Annotated in this window: 16 protein-coding genes and 1 pseudogene; 12 read left to right on the top strand and 5 right to left on the bottom strand. The window is 52.2% G+C overall.

Annotated features, from left to right (window positions below):
- Window positions 1–452: 452 nt before the first annotated feature.
- The 3 genes and pseudogenes from JK216_RS13390 to speA all read right to left on the bottom strand — a co-directional run.
- A pseudogene (locus tag JK216_RS13390) lies at window positions 453–866 on the bottom strand (YidB family protein); the annotation flags it as partial.
- A 58-nt stretch (window positions 867–924) separates the two neighbouring features.
- Window positions 925–1,845, bottom strand: coding sequence for an agmatinase (speB, locus tag JK216_RS13395; protein WP_212710367.1), 921 nt, complete (start codon window positions 1,843–1,845; stop codon window positions 925–927).
- 194 nt (window positions 1,846–2,039) lie between these two features.
- Window positions 2,040–4,016: a biosynthetic arginine decarboxylase gene (gene speA / locus JK216_RS13400; protein ID WP_212708960.1), complete on the bottom strand. Its 1,977-nt coding sequence runs from the start codon at window positions 4,014–4,016 to the stop codon at window positions 2,040–2,042.
- An 815-nt stretch (window positions 4,017–4,831) separates the two neighbouring features.
- Here speA and metK point away from each other — a divergent pair.
- From metK to JK216_RS13440, 8 genes are all read left to right on the top strand, one after another.
- Window positions 4,832–5,983, top strand: coding sequence for a methionine adenosyltransferase (metK, locus tag JK216_RS13405; protein ID WP_212708959.1), 1,152 nt, complete (start codon window positions 4,832–4,834; stop codon window positions 5,981–5,983).
- A gap of 439 nt (window positions 5,984–6,422) precedes the next feature.
- Window positions 6,423–7,820, top strand: a complete 1,398-nt coding sequence (locus JK216_RS13410) for a sugar porter family MFS transporter (protein ID WP_212711966.1) — start codon at window positions 6,423–6,425, stop codon at window positions 7,818–7,820.
- Between the two features lie 99 nt (window positions 7,821–7,919).
- Entirely contained in the window at window positions 7,920–8,426 is a 507-nt protein-coding gene (locus JK216_RS13415; RefSeq protein WP_212708957.1) for a SprT family zinc-dependent metalloprotease, read from the top strand.
- Window positions 8,427–8,594: 168 nt separating this feature from the next.
- Window positions 8,595–9,326: a 16S rRNA (uracil(1498)-N(3))-methyltransferase gene (rsmE, locus tag JK216_RS13420; RefSeq protein WP_212711967.1), complete on the top strand. Its 732-nt coding sequence runs from the start codon at window positions 8,595–8,597 to the stop codon at window positions 9,324–9,326.
- 94 nt (window positions 9,327–9,420) lie between these two features.
- Complete coding sequence (gene gshB, locus JK216_RS13425; RefSeq protein ID WP_212708955.1) at window positions 9,421–10,368, top strand: glutathione synthase; 948 nt, start codon at window positions 9,421–9,423, stop codon at window positions 10,366–10,368.
- Window positions 10,369–10,440: 72 nt separating this feature from the next.
- Entirely contained in the window at window positions 10,441–11,004 is a 564-nt protein-coding gene (locus tag JK216_RS13430; protein ID WP_212710365.1) for a YqgE/AlgH family protein, read from the top strand.
- Window positions 11,004–11,420 carry a Holliday junction resolvase RuvX gene (gene ruvX, locus JK216_RS13435; RefSeq protein WP_212711968.1) on the top strand — a complete coding sequence of 139 codons (417 nt, stop codon included), beginning with the start codon at window positions 11,004–11,006 and terminating at the stop codon, window positions 11,418–11,420. Before JK216_RS13430 ends, ruvX begins: the two co-directional genes overlap by 1 nt.
- Window positions 11,421–11,533: 113 nt before the next feature.
- A complete protein-coding gene (locus JK216_RS13440; RefSeq protein ID WP_212708952.1) occupies window positions 11,534–11,914 on the top strand; it encodes a protease inhibitor I42 family protein in 381 nt (126 codons plus the stop codon).
- A 22-nt stretch (window positions 11,915–11,936) separates the two neighbouring features.
- Here the strand turns inward: JK216_RS13440 and JK216_RS13445 are convergent, their stop codons facing one another.
- On the bottom strand, window positions 11,937–12,971 hold the full coding sequence (locus JK216_RS13445; protein ID WP_212711969.1) for a PilT/PilU family type 4a pilus ATPase: 1,035 nt from the start codon (window positions 12,969–12,971) through the stop codon (window positions 11,937–11,939).
- Window positions 12,972–12,985: 14 nt separating this feature from the next.
- Between JK216_RS13445 and JK216_RS13450 the strand changes: the two genes are divergently transcribed.
- Genes JK216_RS13450 through hemW form a run of 4 tightly spaced genes read left to right on the top strand, consistent with a single transcriptional unit; the run spans window position 12,986 to window position 16,006 of the window.
- Window positions 12,986–13,693 (top strand): YggS family pyridoxal phosphate-dependent enzyme, encoded by a 708-nt coding sequence (locus JK216_RS13450; protein ID WP_212710363.1) that lies wholly within the window; start codon window positions 12,986–12,988, stop codon window positions 13,691–13,693.
- A gap of 12 nt (window positions 13,694–13,705) precedes the next feature.
- Window positions 13,706–14,260, top strand: a complete 555-nt coding sequence (locus tag JK216_RS13455) for a YggT family protein (protein WP_212708949.1) — start codon at window positions 13,706–13,708, stop codon at window positions 14,258–14,260.
- A 20-nt stretch (window positions 14,261–14,280) separates the two neighbouring features.
- On the top strand, window positions 14,281–14,874 hold the full coding sequence (rdgB, locus tag JK216_RS13460) for an RdgB/HAM1 family non-canonical purine NTP pyrophosphatase (RefSeq protein WP_212708948.1): 594 nt from the start codon (window positions 14,281–14,283) through the stop codon (window positions 14,872–14,874).
- On the top strand, window positions 14,867–16,006 hold the full coding sequence (gene hemW, locus JK216_RS13465; protein ID WP_212710362.1) for a radical SAM family heme chaperone HemW: 1,140 nt from the start codon (window positions 14,867–14,869) through the stop codon (window positions 16,004–16,006). The genes rdgB and hemW overlap by 8 nt, the downstream gene beginning before the upstream one ends.
- A 52-nt stretch (window positions 16,007–16,058) precedes the next feature.
- Here the strand turns inward: hemW and JK216_RS13470 are convergent, their stop codons facing one another.
- Window positions 16,059–16,772, bottom strand: coding sequence for a DUF2884 family protein (locus tag JK216_RS13470; protein WP_212708946.1), 714 nt, complete (start codon window positions 16,770–16,772; stop codon window positions 16,059–16,061).
- Window positions 16,773–16,797: the final 25 nt, after the last annotated feature.

Consider the following 16,797-nt stretch of genomic DNA (forward strand, 5'->3'; position numbering starts at 1 on the left):
GCCATGCCCATCGGGGCACCCGGGTGACCGGATTTGGCTTTTTGCACAGCGTCCATACTGAGGGCACGGATCGCATTCGCGAGTTCTTTATGTGAGGGCATATATTAACTCCGGATCGGCAAGTAACCTTCCCCTGGATAATATTATCTATTTCATTGAAATTTAACAATTATCGGGCAAGGCAGAAAAACGTTAGTCCTTCAATGTACATGAAAAACAGGGCAAAAGTATATGCCACGGGATGCGAATTGTGCGACAGGCGTAAGACTGGCGGCATATCCACTGCCGGTGCCTGAGTTTTCAGTCCCGGTATTCTCTGCCGCTATCCGCTGCCCGCGGGTATGTCTGCGTATCATCCCTGTGACGCTGAATACCTCCCGCCACCGGCAGTGATACGGCAGACAAAAAAAACCGGCCTCTTTACAGAAAACCGGTTTTTTAGCCGACAATAATTAACGTTTAAAAAGACTGTCGACCAGTGAGCCCAGATCCAGCTGGCTATTGCTGCCAGTAGCTTCAGGGTGCACTTCACCCTGCGGAGAGATCTGATCAATCAGGTGGGGTAACAGTTCCGACAAAGTCCCTGACGCACCACTGATATCTGTCCCCAGCTTATCAGCCAGTGACTGCAGGTCCTGACTACTGAAAGCCGACTGAATGTCACCACTGGTGAGCTGCTGGTTTGAACCTTTACTCAGCCAGGAGGCGAGAATTTCTCCCAGACCGCCCTGCTGAAATTTACTGATCAGTACTTCAACACCGCCCTGTTCCTGAACCCAGTTCCAGACTGCCTGCAACTGAGACAAATTATTTTGCTGCCCGCCGGTCAGTGAGCCGACCAGCTCATCCAGTAATCCCATGCTATTCTCCCCCGTTTTTCTGTAGCCGGTAAGTTAACGCTGTTATACAGACGAATACAAGACATCAGGCTTTGCTGGCAGCCTGAACATGTAACATATCCAGTGCCAGGGTTGCCGCTGCCAGAGAGGTGATATCCGCATGATCATAACCCGGCGCGACTTCCACCAGATCCATACCGACGATGTTCAGCCCTTGCAGAGCACGTACCAGTTTACCGGCTTTGTCGGAGGTCAGGCCACCGGTGACCGGAGTACCTGTGCCCGGGGCATGTGCCGGGTCAAGACAGTCGATATCAAAGGTCAGATAAACCGGCAGGTCACCGACCGTTTTTTTAATTTCGGCCACAATCGCATCGACCGGCTGGTCATTGACCCGCGCCGCATCCAGCACATTAAAGCCCAGCTGTTTGTCATACTCGGTACGGATACCGATCTGAACCGAGTGTTGCGGATCGATCAGCCCTTCATTAGGCGCATGCCAGAACATGGTGCCATGGTCAAAAGTCGGCCCGTTGGAGTAAGTATCCGTATGCGCATCAAAGTGCACCAGTGCCATTTTACCGAAGTGTTTAGCGTGGGCGCGTAACAGGGGCAGTGAAATATAGTGGTCACCGCCAAAAGTCAGCATACGCTTGCCGCTGGCCAGCAGTTTTTCCGCATGAGCCTGCAGTTTGCTGGACATATCCTGAGAATCACCGAATGCATACACCAGGTCACCACAATCAATGACATTCAGGCGCTGACGTAAATCGAAATCCCATGGCCAGCGACAGCCTTCCCATGCGAGGTTAGTCGATATCTGCCGGATTGCCCCCGGGCCTAAACGGCTGCCGGGACGGCCAGAGGTGGCCGCATCAAAAGGTACACCGGTGATCACCCAGTCAGCATCACTGTTATACGGCTGGAAGTTAAGCGGAAACCGCATAAAACCAAAGGCATTAGACACCAGAGAGTTGTCATATTCATTACCCAGGGTGTGGTACATATCTCTTCCTCTATATTCCCGTTTACCGGTTCAGGCAGCAGAAATTCTGTTACCCGGCTTGATGATGGCGAAAAAAAACCCTTGTGTGTCGTTAAACCCGACGCACAAGGGGGATAACAGATTATGGTACCCCGCTGCAGCAACTGCAAACATTATTGGTGCGCATTATGCTTTGTCGCGGCAGCCGGCGGTTATCACTCATCTTCCAGATAGGTATAACCGTATAAACCACTTTCAAATTCAGACAGGAACTGATCCCGCAGTTGTTCCTCAATCACGCTGGCACTGACCTGTTTATGGAATAATTCAAGCAGTTCGCGCGGATCAAGCTGCACATATTCCAGCATGTCGGCCACCGTGTCGCCCTCATCCGACAGTTCCACATCCACCGAACCATCATCATAGGCATACACATTTACCGCTTCTGTATCACCAAACAGATTATGCATATTGCCCAGAATTTCCTGGTATGCACCGACCATAAAGAAGCCCAGCATCGGCGGATTTTCCACATCATATTCCGGCATCGGCATTGTGGTGGCAATCCCATCACCGTCCACATAGTGGTCAATCGTACCGTCAGAGTCACAGGTAATATCCAGCAGCACAGCGCGACGCTCCGGCGATTTATTCAGCCCTTCCAGAGGCAATACCGGGAATAACTGGTCGATCCCCCAGGCATCCGGCATGGACTGGAACAGTGAGAAGTTGACATAGATTTTATCCGCCATCCGCTCCTGCAGTTCGTCAATAATCGGCCGGTGCGCGCGGTTACTCGGGTCAAGGTGCTGACGGGTATAATGACAGATGCTGAGATACAGCTGTTCCGCCCAGGCACGCTGCGTCAGATCATAGGTGCCCGCAGAATACCCCGTATGGATATCCGACAGATCCATCTGGCTGTCATGCAGCCATTCACGCAGCGAACGACGGACATCCGGCTCATGCATTTCCTGCCAGGTGTCCCAGAGACTGAGAATCGGCCGTGGTGCATCTTCTGCCGGTGCCTGCGGGGTGGTGAATTCGTTACGCTCTACCCCGATAATATTCGATACCAGCACCGTGTGGTGCGCCGTGACCGCCCGTCCGGATTCGGTGATCACCGTCGGATGTTCCAGACCGTGTTCGTCACAGGCCCCGCCAATCGCCCAGATAACATTATTGGCGTACTCATTCAGGCCATAGTTTACCGAGCAGTCAGACTGGGAGCGGGTACCTTCATAGTCAACACCCAGACCGCCGCCGACATCAAAGCATTTGATATTGACACCTAGTTTTGCCAGCTCTACATAAAAACGTGCTGACTCGCGCACTCCGGTAGAAATATCACGGATGTTCGCCATCTGTGAACCGAGGTGGAAATGCAGCAACTGCAGACTGTCCAGACGGCCGGCATTACGCATGATCTCAACCAGTTGCAGTACCTGGGTGGCTGACAGACCAAATTTCGATTTTTCCCCCCCGCTTGACTGCCACTTACCTGAGCCCTGAGAAGCAAGCCGCGCGCGGATACCGAGCCGCGGGGTGACGTTCAGACGTTCGGCTTCTTCCAGCACCAGCCGTACCTCGGTCATTTTCTCGATCACCAGGTAGACTTTATGTCCCAGCTTTTCGCCAATCAGCGCCAGACGAATGTACTCACGGTCTTTATAGCCGTTACAGACAATAACCGAGCGAGTTTGTCCGGCATGGGCCAGTACTGCCATCAGTTCAGCTTTTGAACCTGCTTCCAGTCCCAGCGGTTCGCCGGAGTTAATCAGTGATTCAATGACGCGTTTATGCTGGTTAACCTTGATCGGATAAACCAGGAAGTAATCTCCGCGATAGCCAAAAGACTCACGCGCCCGTTTAAACGCGGCGTTGATGGAACGCAGACGGTGCTGCAGGATTTGCGGAAAGCAAAACAGTGCCGGCAGGCGCTGTCCCTGAGCTTCGCGCTCTTTTACCAGTTTTGCCAGGTCAACCCGGACGTCTGGTTTATCCGGATCGGGGCAGACACTGATATGACCCAGTTCATTGACGTCATAATAGTTGTTCCCCCACCAGGCGATGTTATAGGTTTTCAACATCCGGCTGGCTTGCTGGTCATTGATTGCCACTTCCTGCATAGAACGCAGAACCCCATGTTCGCCTGCTGACGAACCCTTAATAGTCTTCATGTCGTCAGACATCGCGAACCTCTATCGTAGATTGAAATGTGAAACAGCTGTTTTCTCTCATGGAGAAATTTCTCCTGACCGAAAGCCTGCTTCATTCACCAGGTATAGCATAGTACACCGGTAACCGGGGCAGCTTCAGGGTAAAACCGGGGACGGAACAGTCTGAGGGTACAACCCGCAGCTGGTACGGCGAAGTCATACCGGACCGGTAGCCGATAATTTAACCCGCACAGGTGTCGGAAAAATTACCGCAGCCGGGGTAACGTCGTCGGGGAAAAGTTTGCAGGACAGCATATAAGGAGACAACAGGAATAACAGAGAGGCAGCCGGGTGCATCGCCACAGGGCAAAGAACCCCCGGAAAATAAGCAAGCCTGGTTCATCAGTTTCATCACCTCCGCTTATGCCACCGGCATACGGAAAACGTTCAGAGAATGGAAATCAGACCGCCATGGCCTGATCTCAGGACCACGCATCTGCTGCGCGCCCCGCAACCTGCTGTCCTGTATGGCAGCAGCGGCTGTTTATAACGCCCATTGCCTGAAAAAGCAAAGAATTACTGGCTGAAACCAGTACAGTGTTCCACTAATTTACATTTAGCAATCCCTTAATCATAAAAAAGGCTGGAATTCAGGCCGGTGACTGCCCTAAAATGGACGTCCGGATGGTTGTCCATCTAAATGATTAATAACCAGGCAGTGTCTTTCCAGTCTGTGCCGTAAAGCACACCTTGTACCGCTCACGGCGTTGTCTGAAGAAGCGAAAGTGAGCATGACTGATGTTCGCCAGGCCGATTGAATTGAAACCAGAGAGTAAGGTAAGGAACAAATGGCAAAACACCTATTTACATCTGAGTCCGTATCAGAAGGGCATCCCGATAAAATTGCTGATCAGATCTCTGATGCAGTCCTGGACGCCATTCTCGAACAGGATCCGAAAGCACGCGTCGCCTGTGAAACCTACGTAAAAACCGGCATGGTTCTGGTTGGCGGTGAAGTCACCACCAGCGCATGGGTAGACATTGAAGACATTACCCGTCAGACCGTACGTGATATCGGCTATATCCACTCCGATATGGGCTTCGACGCGAATTCCTGCGCAGTACTCAGCGCTATCGGTAAACAATCGCCGGATATTAATCAGGGTGTGGACCGTAAAGATCCTCTGGAGCAGGGTGCCGGAGATCAGGGACTGATGTTTGGTTATGCAACCAACGAAACCGATGTTCTGATGCCAGCCCCGGTGACTTATGCACACCGTCTGGTACAGCGTCAGGCTGAAGTCCGTAAAGACGGCTCTCTGCCATGGTTGCGCCCTGATGCAAAAAGCCAGGTCACCTTCCAGTATGACGACGGTAAAATCGTCGGTATCGATGCTGTGGTGCTGTCAACTCAGCATGCGGAAGAGATTGGCCAGAAAGAACTGCAGGAAGCGGTGATGGAAACGATCATCAAACCTGTACTGCCGGAAGAATGGCTGAACAGTTCGACCAAATACTTTATTAACCCGACCGGCCGTTTTGTAATCGGCGGACCAATGGGCGACTGTGGCTTAACCGGCCGTAAAATTATCGTCGATACCTACGGCGGTATGGCTCGTCACGGTGGCGGTGCATTCTCTGGTAAAGACCCGTCAAAAGTTGACCGTTCTGCAGCCTACGCTGCGCGCTATGTCGCGAAAAATATCGTTGCGGCTGGCCTGGCGGATCGCTGTGAAATCCAGGTGTCTTATGCCATCGGTGTGGCTGAACCAACATCAATCATGGTCGAAACCTTTGGTACCGGAAAAGTACCAACCGAAACTCTGACCCTGCTGGTACGTGAGTTCTTCGACCTGCGTCCATATGGTCTGATTCAGATGCTGGACCTGTTACACCCAATCTACCGTGAAACTGCTGCCTATGGTCACTTTGGCCGTGAGCACTTCCCGTGGGAAAAAACCGACAAAGCTGCCGCCTTACGCGACGCTGCCGGTCTGTAATACTCTTTTCAGGGCAGAGTCTTCTGCCCTGTTTTCCTCTGCCCCGTTGCCTTTCGTAAAATGATACCCTTGCCGGTTGCTGATCTTTTATCCATGCATTTTCTTAATAAAATTTCACAAAAAATGTGAACCAGAACCTGTGGTAACGATTACATAGCAATGAGTAAAGAATTCTCAGACTTTTCAGGGTATAACAAATCAATTCAATCGTTAAAAATGGGTTGCTTTGCGCTATCAATGCGGAGCTATAATCTTTATTCTGACTGTCAGGAAAATATTCTTTCCTGTCAGGCCCTGAAACGATAATTCTCGAATTAAATATCTCTTTCAGGGGGTTATCATATGTAACCGATTACATCATTGTGATCTGGCTCACTGATAATTCCGAAGGAATTTCTTAACATTACAACAAGAATGATAGTTAACAGCGGAGGCTAAAATGCCTGGCAACACTCACAAAAGCAGAACCTCAAACAAAATGATGACGTTGTTTGTCTGCTTTCTTGCTGCACTTGCGGGTTTACTGTTTGGTCTGGATATCGGTGTGATTGCCGGGGCCCTGCCTTTCATCGCAAAAGATTTTAATGTGACTGCCCACCAGCAGGAATGGATTGTCAGTTCAATGATGTTTGGTGCCGCTATCGGTGCCATTGGCAGCGGCTGGATGTCGTCTCAGCTGGGCCGGAAAAAAAGCCTGATGGCGGGTGCCATTTTGTTTGTTGCCGGTTCACTCTGTTCAGCGCTGGCAACTGATCCGGAAGTCCTTATCGCGGCCAGGGTATTACTGGGTCTGGCGGTGGGTATTGCATCTTATACCGCCCCGCTGTATCTGTCCGAAATTGCCCCGGAAAAAATCCGTGGCAGTATGATTTCTCTGTACCAGCTGATGATCACCATCGGTATTGTCGGGGCTTATCTGTCGGATACGGCTTTCAGCTACAGCGGCTCATGGCGCTGGATGCTCGGCGTTATCACTATCCCTGCACTGCTGTTACTGGTGGGCGTTTTCTTCCTGCCAAACAGCCCGCGCTGGCTGGCGGCGAAAGGTAATTTTAAAGATGCACAGCGGGTGCTTGATCGTCTGCGTGATACCAGCGAGCAGGCGAAACGCGAACTGGACGAAATTCGTGAAAGCCTGAAAGTTAAACAGACCGGCTGGGCACTCTTCACCTCTAACCCCAACTTCCGCCGTGCGGTTTACCTGGGTGTTCTGTTGCAGGTTATGCAGCAGTTTACCGGGATGAACGTGATTATGTATTACGCGCCGAAGATTTTTGAAATTGCCGGCTTTACTAATACCAGTCAGCAAATGTGGGGGACTGTTATTGTCGGTGGTATTAACGTGCTGGCAACCTTTATCGCTATCGGTCTGGTTGACCGCTGGGGACGTAAACCCACGCTGATCCTTGGCTTTATTGTTATGGCCGTCGGTATGGGGACTCTCGGCGCAATGCTGCATGCCGGAATACACACAGAGGGTGCGCAGTACTTTGCTATTGCGATGCTGTTAATGTTTATTATCGGTTTTGCAATGAGTGCCGGTCCGCTGATTTGGGTATTGTGTTCGGAAATTCAGCCGCTGAAAGGCCGCGATTTCGGGATCACCGTCTCGACTGCCACTAACTGGATTGCCAATATGATTGTCGGTGCCACCTTCCTGACACTGCTTGGCAGCCTGGGGAACGCGGCTACCTTCGGACTCTATGCTGCGCTGAATGTGTTGTTTATTATCCTGACGCTGGTGCTGATTCCGGAAACCAAAAACGTGTCTCTGGAACATATTGAACGTAACCTGATGCAGGGTAAAAAATTACGTAATATTGGTGAGAGAAACTGATTTTTCGATCACTTATCACAGGCGACGGTAACGTCGCCTGTTTTTTTATCTGTCCGCGGAATAATTGTAATCTTCTGTCGCGGCCTTTATGCTGCACCTATGAAAACACCCCGCCTCCCTATTGCCCTGCAGCAGGCCGTTATGCATTCGCTGCGACTGCATTTACAGCGTGCCGGCAGCCACCTGAAACAGACTTTTGCCGAACCGACAATTCTCTACCAGCAACGGGGAACTACCGCCGGCAGCGCCTGGTTACAGCAGTGGGAAATACGCCTTAACCCGGTATTGCTGCTGGAAAATAAACAACCGTTTATTGATGAAGTGGTACCTCATGAGCTGGCTCATCTGCTGGTCTGGAAACAGTTCGGAAAAGTAGCGCCTCACGGTAAAGAATGGAAATGGATGATGGAAACCGTGCTGGGGGTCAGCGCCCGCCGGACGCACCGTTTCAGTACCGACTCGCTGCAAAAGACCTTTGCTTACCACTGCCAGTGCCGTCAGCATCTGCTGACAGTCCGCCGGCATAACCGTGTGCTGCGCGGTGAAACCCGTTATCGCTGTACCGGGTGTGGCGGTGAACTGCTCAGGGGCGAATATCCGCAGTAAGCCTGCGGTTTCACGTTCCGTGCTACAGATATGGCATAATAGCGGTCTGCGCTGCGGTAAAAAAGTCTATCCGGCAGTTGACGTTATCATCACAGCCAGAGACACTGATTATTCATTTATTTTTAATGGCTGACTGCGAGACGTCAGCCCATAACTGGCAGATTTTTCATGCGCGTACCCCGCATTTATCACCCTGAAACCGTAGCAAATAATAGTGAATTTCGCTTAAGCGAAGAGGCGGCCAATCATGTGGGTCGTGTGCTGAGAATGACCAGCGGCCAGGCCCTGGAGATCTTTGATGGCAGTAATCAGGTTTTCAGTGCCACGATTGTCCATGCTGACAAAAAGAGTGTCACGGTACAGGTGACCGAAGGTGTCACAGATGACCGTGAATCGCCGCTGTTTTTACACCTCGGACAGGTGATGTCACGCGGAGAAAAAATGGAGTTTACTATCCAGAAATCTATCGAACTGGGTGTGAACCTGATTACCCCGCTGCTTTCTGAACGCTGTGGCGTCAAACTGGACACTGAGCGTCTGGAAAAAAAACGTCTGCAATGGCAAAAAATCGCCATTGCTGCCTGTGAACAATCAGGCAGAAATATCGTACCGGAAATACGTCCGGTGATGTCCCTGCGTGACTGGTGTACAGAGCCGGAAGCGGGGCTGAAACTTAATCTGCATCCGCGGGCCAGCCAGAGCATAAATACACTGCCGCTGCCTGTCAGCCGTATCCGGATGCTGATAGGCCCGGAAGGCGGACTGACCGCAGAAGAAATTGCCATGGGTTCAGAACAGGGTTTTACTGATATTCTGCTCGGTCCGCGGGTACTGCGTACCGAAACTGCAGCACTGACTGTGCTTACCGCCTTACAGGTCAGATTTGGCGATTTAGGCTAAACAGCCCGGCACCTGCGGTAAAGCCCCTGATATCCTGAACCGGTAAAATCCGTTAATGATAAGGTAGTCATTACTGCCTTCCGAGGAGAGACGAATGATTAAGCTTGGCATAGTGATGGACCCGATTGCGGACATCAATATTAAGAAAGACACCAGTTTTGCAATGCTGCTGGAAGCACAGCGCCGGGGTTATGAAATCCATTATATGGAGATGAATGATCTGCACTTACGGGGCGGCGTTGCCAGCGCACGCAGCCGTGTATTAAGCGTTGAGCAGAATGCTCAGGACTGGTACCGGTTTGACAGTGAGCAGGAAATACCGCTGGCCGATCTGGATGTGATCCTGATGCGTAAAGATCCGCCTTTCGATACAGAATTTATCTATGCCACCTATATTCTGGAACGTGCAGAAGAGCAAGGTACGCTGGTGGTTAATAAACCGCAAAGCCTGCGTGACTGTAATGAAAAACTGTTTACCGCCTGGTTTGCCGGACTGACCCCCGACACACTCGTCACCCGCAGCCAGCAAAAATTGCAGGAGTTCTGGAAAGAACACGGCGATATTATTATGAAACCCCTGGACGGTATGGGTGGCACCTCTATTTTCCGGGTGAAACAGGATGACCCTAACTTTTCGGTGATCTGTGAATCCCTGACACACAACAGCACCACATACTGTATGGCCCAGAACTACCTGCCGGCAATTAAAGAAGGTGATAAGCGTGTTCTGGTGGTGGACGGCGAGCCGGTACCCTACTGCCTGGCGCGGATCCCTAAATCAGGAGAAACCCGCGGTAATCTGGCCGCCGGTGGCCGTGGTGAAGCCCGGCCGTTAAGTGAAAGCGACTGGGAAATAGCCCGCAAAGTTGCACCGGTACTGAAACAAAAAGGATTAATTTTTGTCGGACTGGACATTATCGGCGACCGGCTGACAGAAATTAATGTGACCAGCCCGACCTGTGTCCGTGAAATAGAAGCAGCTTTCCCGATTTCTGTGACCGGGATGCTGATGGATGCTATCGAAAAGCGTCTTGACCGCTAAACTGCGGAGATCCCTTTGACCGGCAGCCTGCGGCTGCCGGATAGACCTTAAAAATAAACCGACAGAGTGAGTATGAATTTACAGCACCATTTTCTGATCGCCATGCCTTCATTACAGGACCCGGTATTTAAACGTTCTGTCATCTATATTTGCGAACATAATGATGAAGGTGCCATGGGATTAATCGTCAATAAGCCGATGGAAAACCTTACCATTGAGGGCGTTCTGGAAAAATTAGATATTACTCCCGAACACCCCGCTGCTGCCGGTACTCTGGAGCACCCGGTGTATAACGGCGGACCGGTGGCCGATGATCGTGGTTTTATTCTGCACTCACCACAGCACAGTTTTGCCTCCAGTATTACTATTTCCGAAGATACGGTGCTGACAACCTCAAAAGACGTACTTGAGTCTTTGGGCAGTGATCAGCAACCCGAAAATATTATAGTGGCACTCGGCTATTGCAGCTGGGAAAAGCAACAGCTGGAAGATGAAATTCTGGAAAATGCCTGGCTGACCGTGCCTGCCAGTGAACAGTTACTGTTCCGGACACCGGTGGCCGATCGCTGGCGTAATGCAGCCAGACCTATCGGGGTGGATATTGTTCAGATGACCAGTGATGCGGGGCATGCCTGATGTCAGGTAAAACCTTACTCGGATTTGACTTCGGTACCAAAAGTATCGGGGTGGCCGTTGGCCAGCAACTTACCGGTACCGCCAGGCCTCTGGCGGCCATAAAAGCCCGCGACGGTGTGCCTGACTGGAACCTGCTGGAAAAACTGCTGAAAGAGTGGCAGCCAGACCTGGTCGTGGTCGGACTGCCCCTGAATATGGACGGCACCGAACAACCACTGACCGCCCGGGCCCGTAAGTTTGCCAACCGTATCCATGGCCGTTTCGGCGTTGCCGTCGAATTACAGGACGAAAGATTAAGTACCGTGGAAGCCCGTGCCGGATTGTTTGAAGCAGGAGGCTACCGCGCACTGACGAAAGGTAACGTCGATTCCGGCTCTGCCGTGATTATTGTCGAAAGCTGGCTGGATCATCATTAAAAACCTGTCACCGATTGCGGCTGTCCTTATGGGTTTATTTTATATTCAGAAAAATATTCAGTATTTAGTGCTACAATATTGTTTTTGTGCAGCATAAAAATGGAGTTTTACCCATGAAAAACCTGTTTAACTGTCTGATCGGTGGCACATTAAGCTGTATTGCCGCTTCAGCCGGAGCCGCCGGGATTCCGGCACAGCTGGATGGCGTTGCCGGAAAAGAGATCACCTTATCGCTGGATGCTAATCCGACTACCGGTTACCAGTGGATGGTCAGCCAGCTTCCTGCCGGGTTGCTGCTGATCCCCGGTGATTATCAGCAGTCAGCAGAATGCAAGCCCGGTATGACCGGCTGCTCCGGTCAGCAGACATTTTATCTGATTGGCCGCAAAGCCGGCACTTCAACACTGAAGATGATCTATGGCAGAACTTTTGATAAATCCGGCTGGCAGGAAAAAAGTATCCGGGTGGTGATTAAACCTTCCCATAACGGATAAGCCGGTGACCGGCGATAGCTAATCAATCCCCTGTTATCGCCTGTCTGTCCCCGCTGAGTAGTCCACCGGTATCAGAGAAGCCCCTGCCCTGCGGTGGCGGAAAACTCTGCATACCGGCTTCCGCACCGGTCTGTATGATCCCCGGCAACTGATGCATTCGCCCTTCACGGATAACACTGGCCACCGCCGGTGTGTTGATTAAAACTTCGAAAACTGCCCGTAACTGTCCGGGCCGGGTGTCGCTTTCTGTCAGCCGCTGGGCAATCACCGCAGATAAACACCCGGCAAGTTGCGCCCTGACCTGGTTCTTTTCAGCCGCCGGAAAGCTGTCTGTCAGGCGTTCTGGTGCCTGCGCTGCTGTCACGGTATGTAAGGTGGACAACACCAGATGGCCGGTTTCTGCCGCCATCAGAGCATGGCGGATGGTCTGGTGGTCGCGTAATTCACCGATCATAATAATATCCGGATCCTGCCTTAAGGCGGCGATTAACCCCTGATGAAATGATGAGAAATCAGCGCCGGCTTGCCGCTGCTGGATCAGGCATCCGGTGCTGTGATGCAGATACTCAACCGGATCTTCGAGGGTAATGATATGCAGCCCGCGGCGGCGGTTAATTTCTGCAATCATTGCCGCCATCGAGGTCGATTTCCCGCAACCGGTCGCCCCGCACACTAAAATCAGTCCGGCCTGTTTTTCGATAAGCCGGTAACTGACTGGCGGTAATCCGAGGCTTTCCATTGACGGGATTTGCGGTCGTAACGGACGTAATGCCAGAGACAGTCCGCTCTGCTGGCGAAAAACACAGACACGCAGCCGCAGGCCACTGGCTAACGTCAGCCCGGCATCACAGTGCCCTTCTCTGTGCAGCAGTTGCTGCTGACTACTGTTCAGCCAGCGCTGACAAAATATTGCGAGTTGTTTTTCACTGATTACCGGCAGGTCCGGAGGCGATACCAGACGCCCCTGACAACGCCACCAGGGTAAATGTCCACAGCAGAGGTGCAGATCAGAGGCATTATGTTTTACACTACGCTCAATAATTTCATCTAACTCCATAAAATAGTCCGGTTATGACTTCCATTCAGCATAATTTACAGCAAGTCCGTGAGCGTATTACCGCGGCTGCCGAAGGTTGCGGCAGAGATCCACAGCAGATCACTCTGCTGGCAGTCAGTAAAACCAAACCTGTGAGCGCTATCCGTGAGGCCTGGCTGGCGGGGCAGCGTTGCTTTGGTGAAAACTATGTACAGGAGGGGGTCGATAAAATTGCCCTGACAACAGATTTAGACGGTCTGGAATGGCACTTTATCGGGCCGCTGCAATCTAATAAAAGCCGTCTGGTTGCCGGACATTTTGACTGGTGCCATACCCTGGATCGTCAGAAACTGGCACAGCGACTGAATGATCAGCGTCCGCCACAGTCTGACCCGCTGAATGTTCTTATCCAGGTGAATATCAGTGACGAAGCGAGCAAATCGGGGATCAGCGTTGCCGAAATTCCTCAGCTTGCCCGCCAGATTGTGGCATTACCCCGTCTGAAATTACGCGGTCTGATGGCCATCCCTGCGCCTTCGGACGATTATCAGTCCCGGCTGGCAGTTTGCCTGCGTATGGCCGAAGCCTTCGCTGTCTTACAGAGCGAACACGCGGGTATTGATACACTATCGCTGGGTATGAGCGATGATATGGATGCTGCCATTGAAGCCGGCAGTACGATGGTACGTATCGGCTCCGCCATTTTTGGTGCCCGCCAGTACCCGCCATCTTCACCCCAATAACTGAGGACACTCATGTACACTCTGACTTTTCTGGTCAAAACGGTTATCGATCTTTACGTCATGGTACTGCTGCTGCGCATCTGGATGCAGTGGGCACGCTGTGATTTTTATAATCCGCTGGCACAGTTTATCGTTAAACTGACTCAGCCAGTGATCCGCCCTCTGCGCCGGGTGATCCCCGCTATCGGCCCTGTCGATACCGCCTCCTTATTACTGGCTCTGGTGCTGACTATTATTAAATTCCCGCTGCTGATGCTGGTTCAGTCAGGCAGCTTCGCTATCGGGCTGGATAATGTACTGATTGGCGTGCTATCTCTGCTGAAAGCTGCCGGTAACCTGATTTTCTGGGTGATCCTGATCCGTTCTCTGATGAGCTGGGTCAGCCAGGGCCGCAGCCCGATTGATTATGTACTGGTGCAGCTGACGGAACCTCTGATGTCCCCTGTGCGCCGTATTCTGCCGGCGATGGGCGGGATCGATTTTTCCGCTATGGTCGTGGTGTTGATCCTCTACGGACTGAATTTTCTCGGAATGGATCTGTTTCCGGGACTCTGGTATCTGCTGTAATTCTGAGGATTGAATTGATTATGCAAAAAGTTGTACTGGCGACCGGTAACCCCGGAAAAGTGCGTGAACTGGCCGCCCCGCTGGCAGAGTTCGGGATGGAGATCGTCGCCCAGACCGACCTCGGCGTGGAGTCTGCAGAAGAGACCGGCCTGACCTTTATCGAAAATGCTCTGTTAAAAGCCCGCCACGCTTCGCGGCTCACCGGGCTGCCGGCAATTGCTGATGACTCCGGGCTGGCGACCGATGCGCTGGGCGGCGCACCGGGTATCTGGTCTGCCCGCTATGCCGGCAGCGATGCCAGTGATCAGCAGAACCTGGAAAAACTGCTTGATGCGATGCAGGATGTCCCGGACGATAAACGCCAGGCCGCATTTCATTGTGTACTGGTCTATCTGCGTCACTGGGATGACCCGACCCCGCTGGTATTCCATGGCTGCTGGCCGGGAATGATCGCCCGTGAAAGTCATGGTGAAGGCGGATTTGGTTATGACCCGGTGTTTTATCTGCCGGCGCTCCGGAAAACTGCGGCAGAGATGACCAAAGCAGAAAAGCTGGCGATCTCTCACCGCGGACAGGCCCTTAAAATGTTACTGGATGCACTGGGTAATGGGTAATCTGCCGCCACTGAGTCTGTATATTCATATTCCCTGGTGTGTACAGAAATGTCCCTACTGTGATTTTAATTCACATGCCCTGAAAGGCGATGTCCCGCATATGGAATATGTGGATCATCTGCTGGCCGATCTGGATACGGATATTGCGCTGACATCCGGCAGGGAAGTCTCCACGATCTTTATCGGCGGGGGGACCCCGAGCCTGTTAAGCAGTGAAGCGATGCAGGCATTACTCGACGGAGTTCGCCAGCGCTTGCCGGTGTCTGCCACTGCAGAAATTACCATGGAAGCTAACCCGGGCACGGTGGAAGCGGATCGTTTCAGTGGTTATCAGCAGGCCGGTGTTAACCGTATTTCTATCGGGGTTCAGAGTTTCAGCAGCAGTAAACTGCAGCGCCTGGGACGGATTCACGGTCCGGACGAAGCCCGACGTGCGGCAAAGCTGGCTGCCGGTCTGGGGCTGCGCAGTTTTAATCTCGACCTGATGCATGGCTTACCTGACCAGTCCCTGGAAGAAGCGCTGGATGACCTGCGTCAGGCAATTGAGCTCTCGCCGCCCCATTTGTCCTGGTATCAGCTGACAATTGAACCGAACACACTGTTTGCCTCCCGGCCTCCGGTTTTGCCGGATGATGATGATCTGTGGGATATTTTCGAGCAGGGACATCAGTTACTGACAGCCGCCGGGTACCAGCAATATGAAACGTCTGCCTATGCACGCCCCGGTATGCAATGTCAGCACAATCTGAACTACTGGCGGTTTGGTGATTATCTGGGCATTGGCTGTGGTGCTCACGGAAAACTGACTCAGCCGGATGGTCAGATTATCCGTACAGTTAAAACCCGTCATCCCCGTGGTTTTATGCGCGGAGAGTATCTGGATAAACGCTATACGGTCGCAGACCAGGAAAAACCGTTCGAATACTTTATGAACCGTTTCCGGTTAGCTGAACCCTGCCCGCAGGAGGAATTTAGTCGTTTTACAGGACTGCCCGTGCAGCAGATTCGTCCGGCACTGGATAAAGCGATTGCCGCCGGATATTTGCAGGAGTCCGCCGGACACTGGCAGGTGACAGAGAAAGGCCGGCTGTTTCTTAACAGCCTGCTGGAGTTATTTCTCGGCCCGGAATAGTAATAAACAGCAGTATCAGGCGAACCTGATACTGCTTACAGACCGCGGGATATCAGTGGCTGACTTGCTGCCAGAGGGATGTGCGTTGTTTTTCCAGCGCCACCACTTTGCCACACACCTGTTTACCGAAGGCCTGGAAATCTTTTTCCTGCTTATCGGCTTCACTGCGGATCGACTGCTGAAGCCCGCCGAGGTTACCCATCAGCGCCTGCAGCGGGTTATCTCCGGACGTTTTAGCGCTCCCCAGTTCATTCAGGCTGTCCTGCAGAATTCCGCCCAGCGCACTCTGTACCAGCTTCTGGCCTTCTGACCTCACCTGGTCGATGGCCTGATGGTGGAACATTACCCCGTCGCTGCGCTGTTCAATAATACGATTCATCTGCTCTTTCAGCTGAGTATCCAGCGTCGCCAGCCGCGTACGCACATGGCTGTCAGCCCCCAGTTTTTCGACGATCACTTTATCCAGCGCAGCTCTGCTGTTTTCCAGCCGCTGACGGGCACCCGAGTCAATCCACGGCAGGTCATTACGCAATGCGTTCTGATAAGAGATCGCCTGCTGACGCAGTGCGTTATCAGTCCGGACCGGCTGACCGTTAAAAGTGATCTCTCCGCGCGGGGTAATTATCATCTGTCCATTGCTGCCGGTGATTTCGACCTGTTGCCCGGTGATGGCAATATCATCCTGCGGTGTAACCGGACATTGATAATCTGCCCTGGCCTGGGCTGCGGCCAGTAACAGCCCGACAGCGATCGCTTTACGTAACATGTATACTCCTTTCTGTCCCGGCAAA

The sequence above is a fragment of the Tatumella sp. JGM94 genome (genome assembly GCF_018257595.1).
In the GTDB taxonomy this organism is placed as follows: domain Bacteria; phylum Pseudomonadota; class Gammaproteobacteria; order Enterobacterales; family Enterobacteriaceae; genus Tatumella; species Tatumella punctata.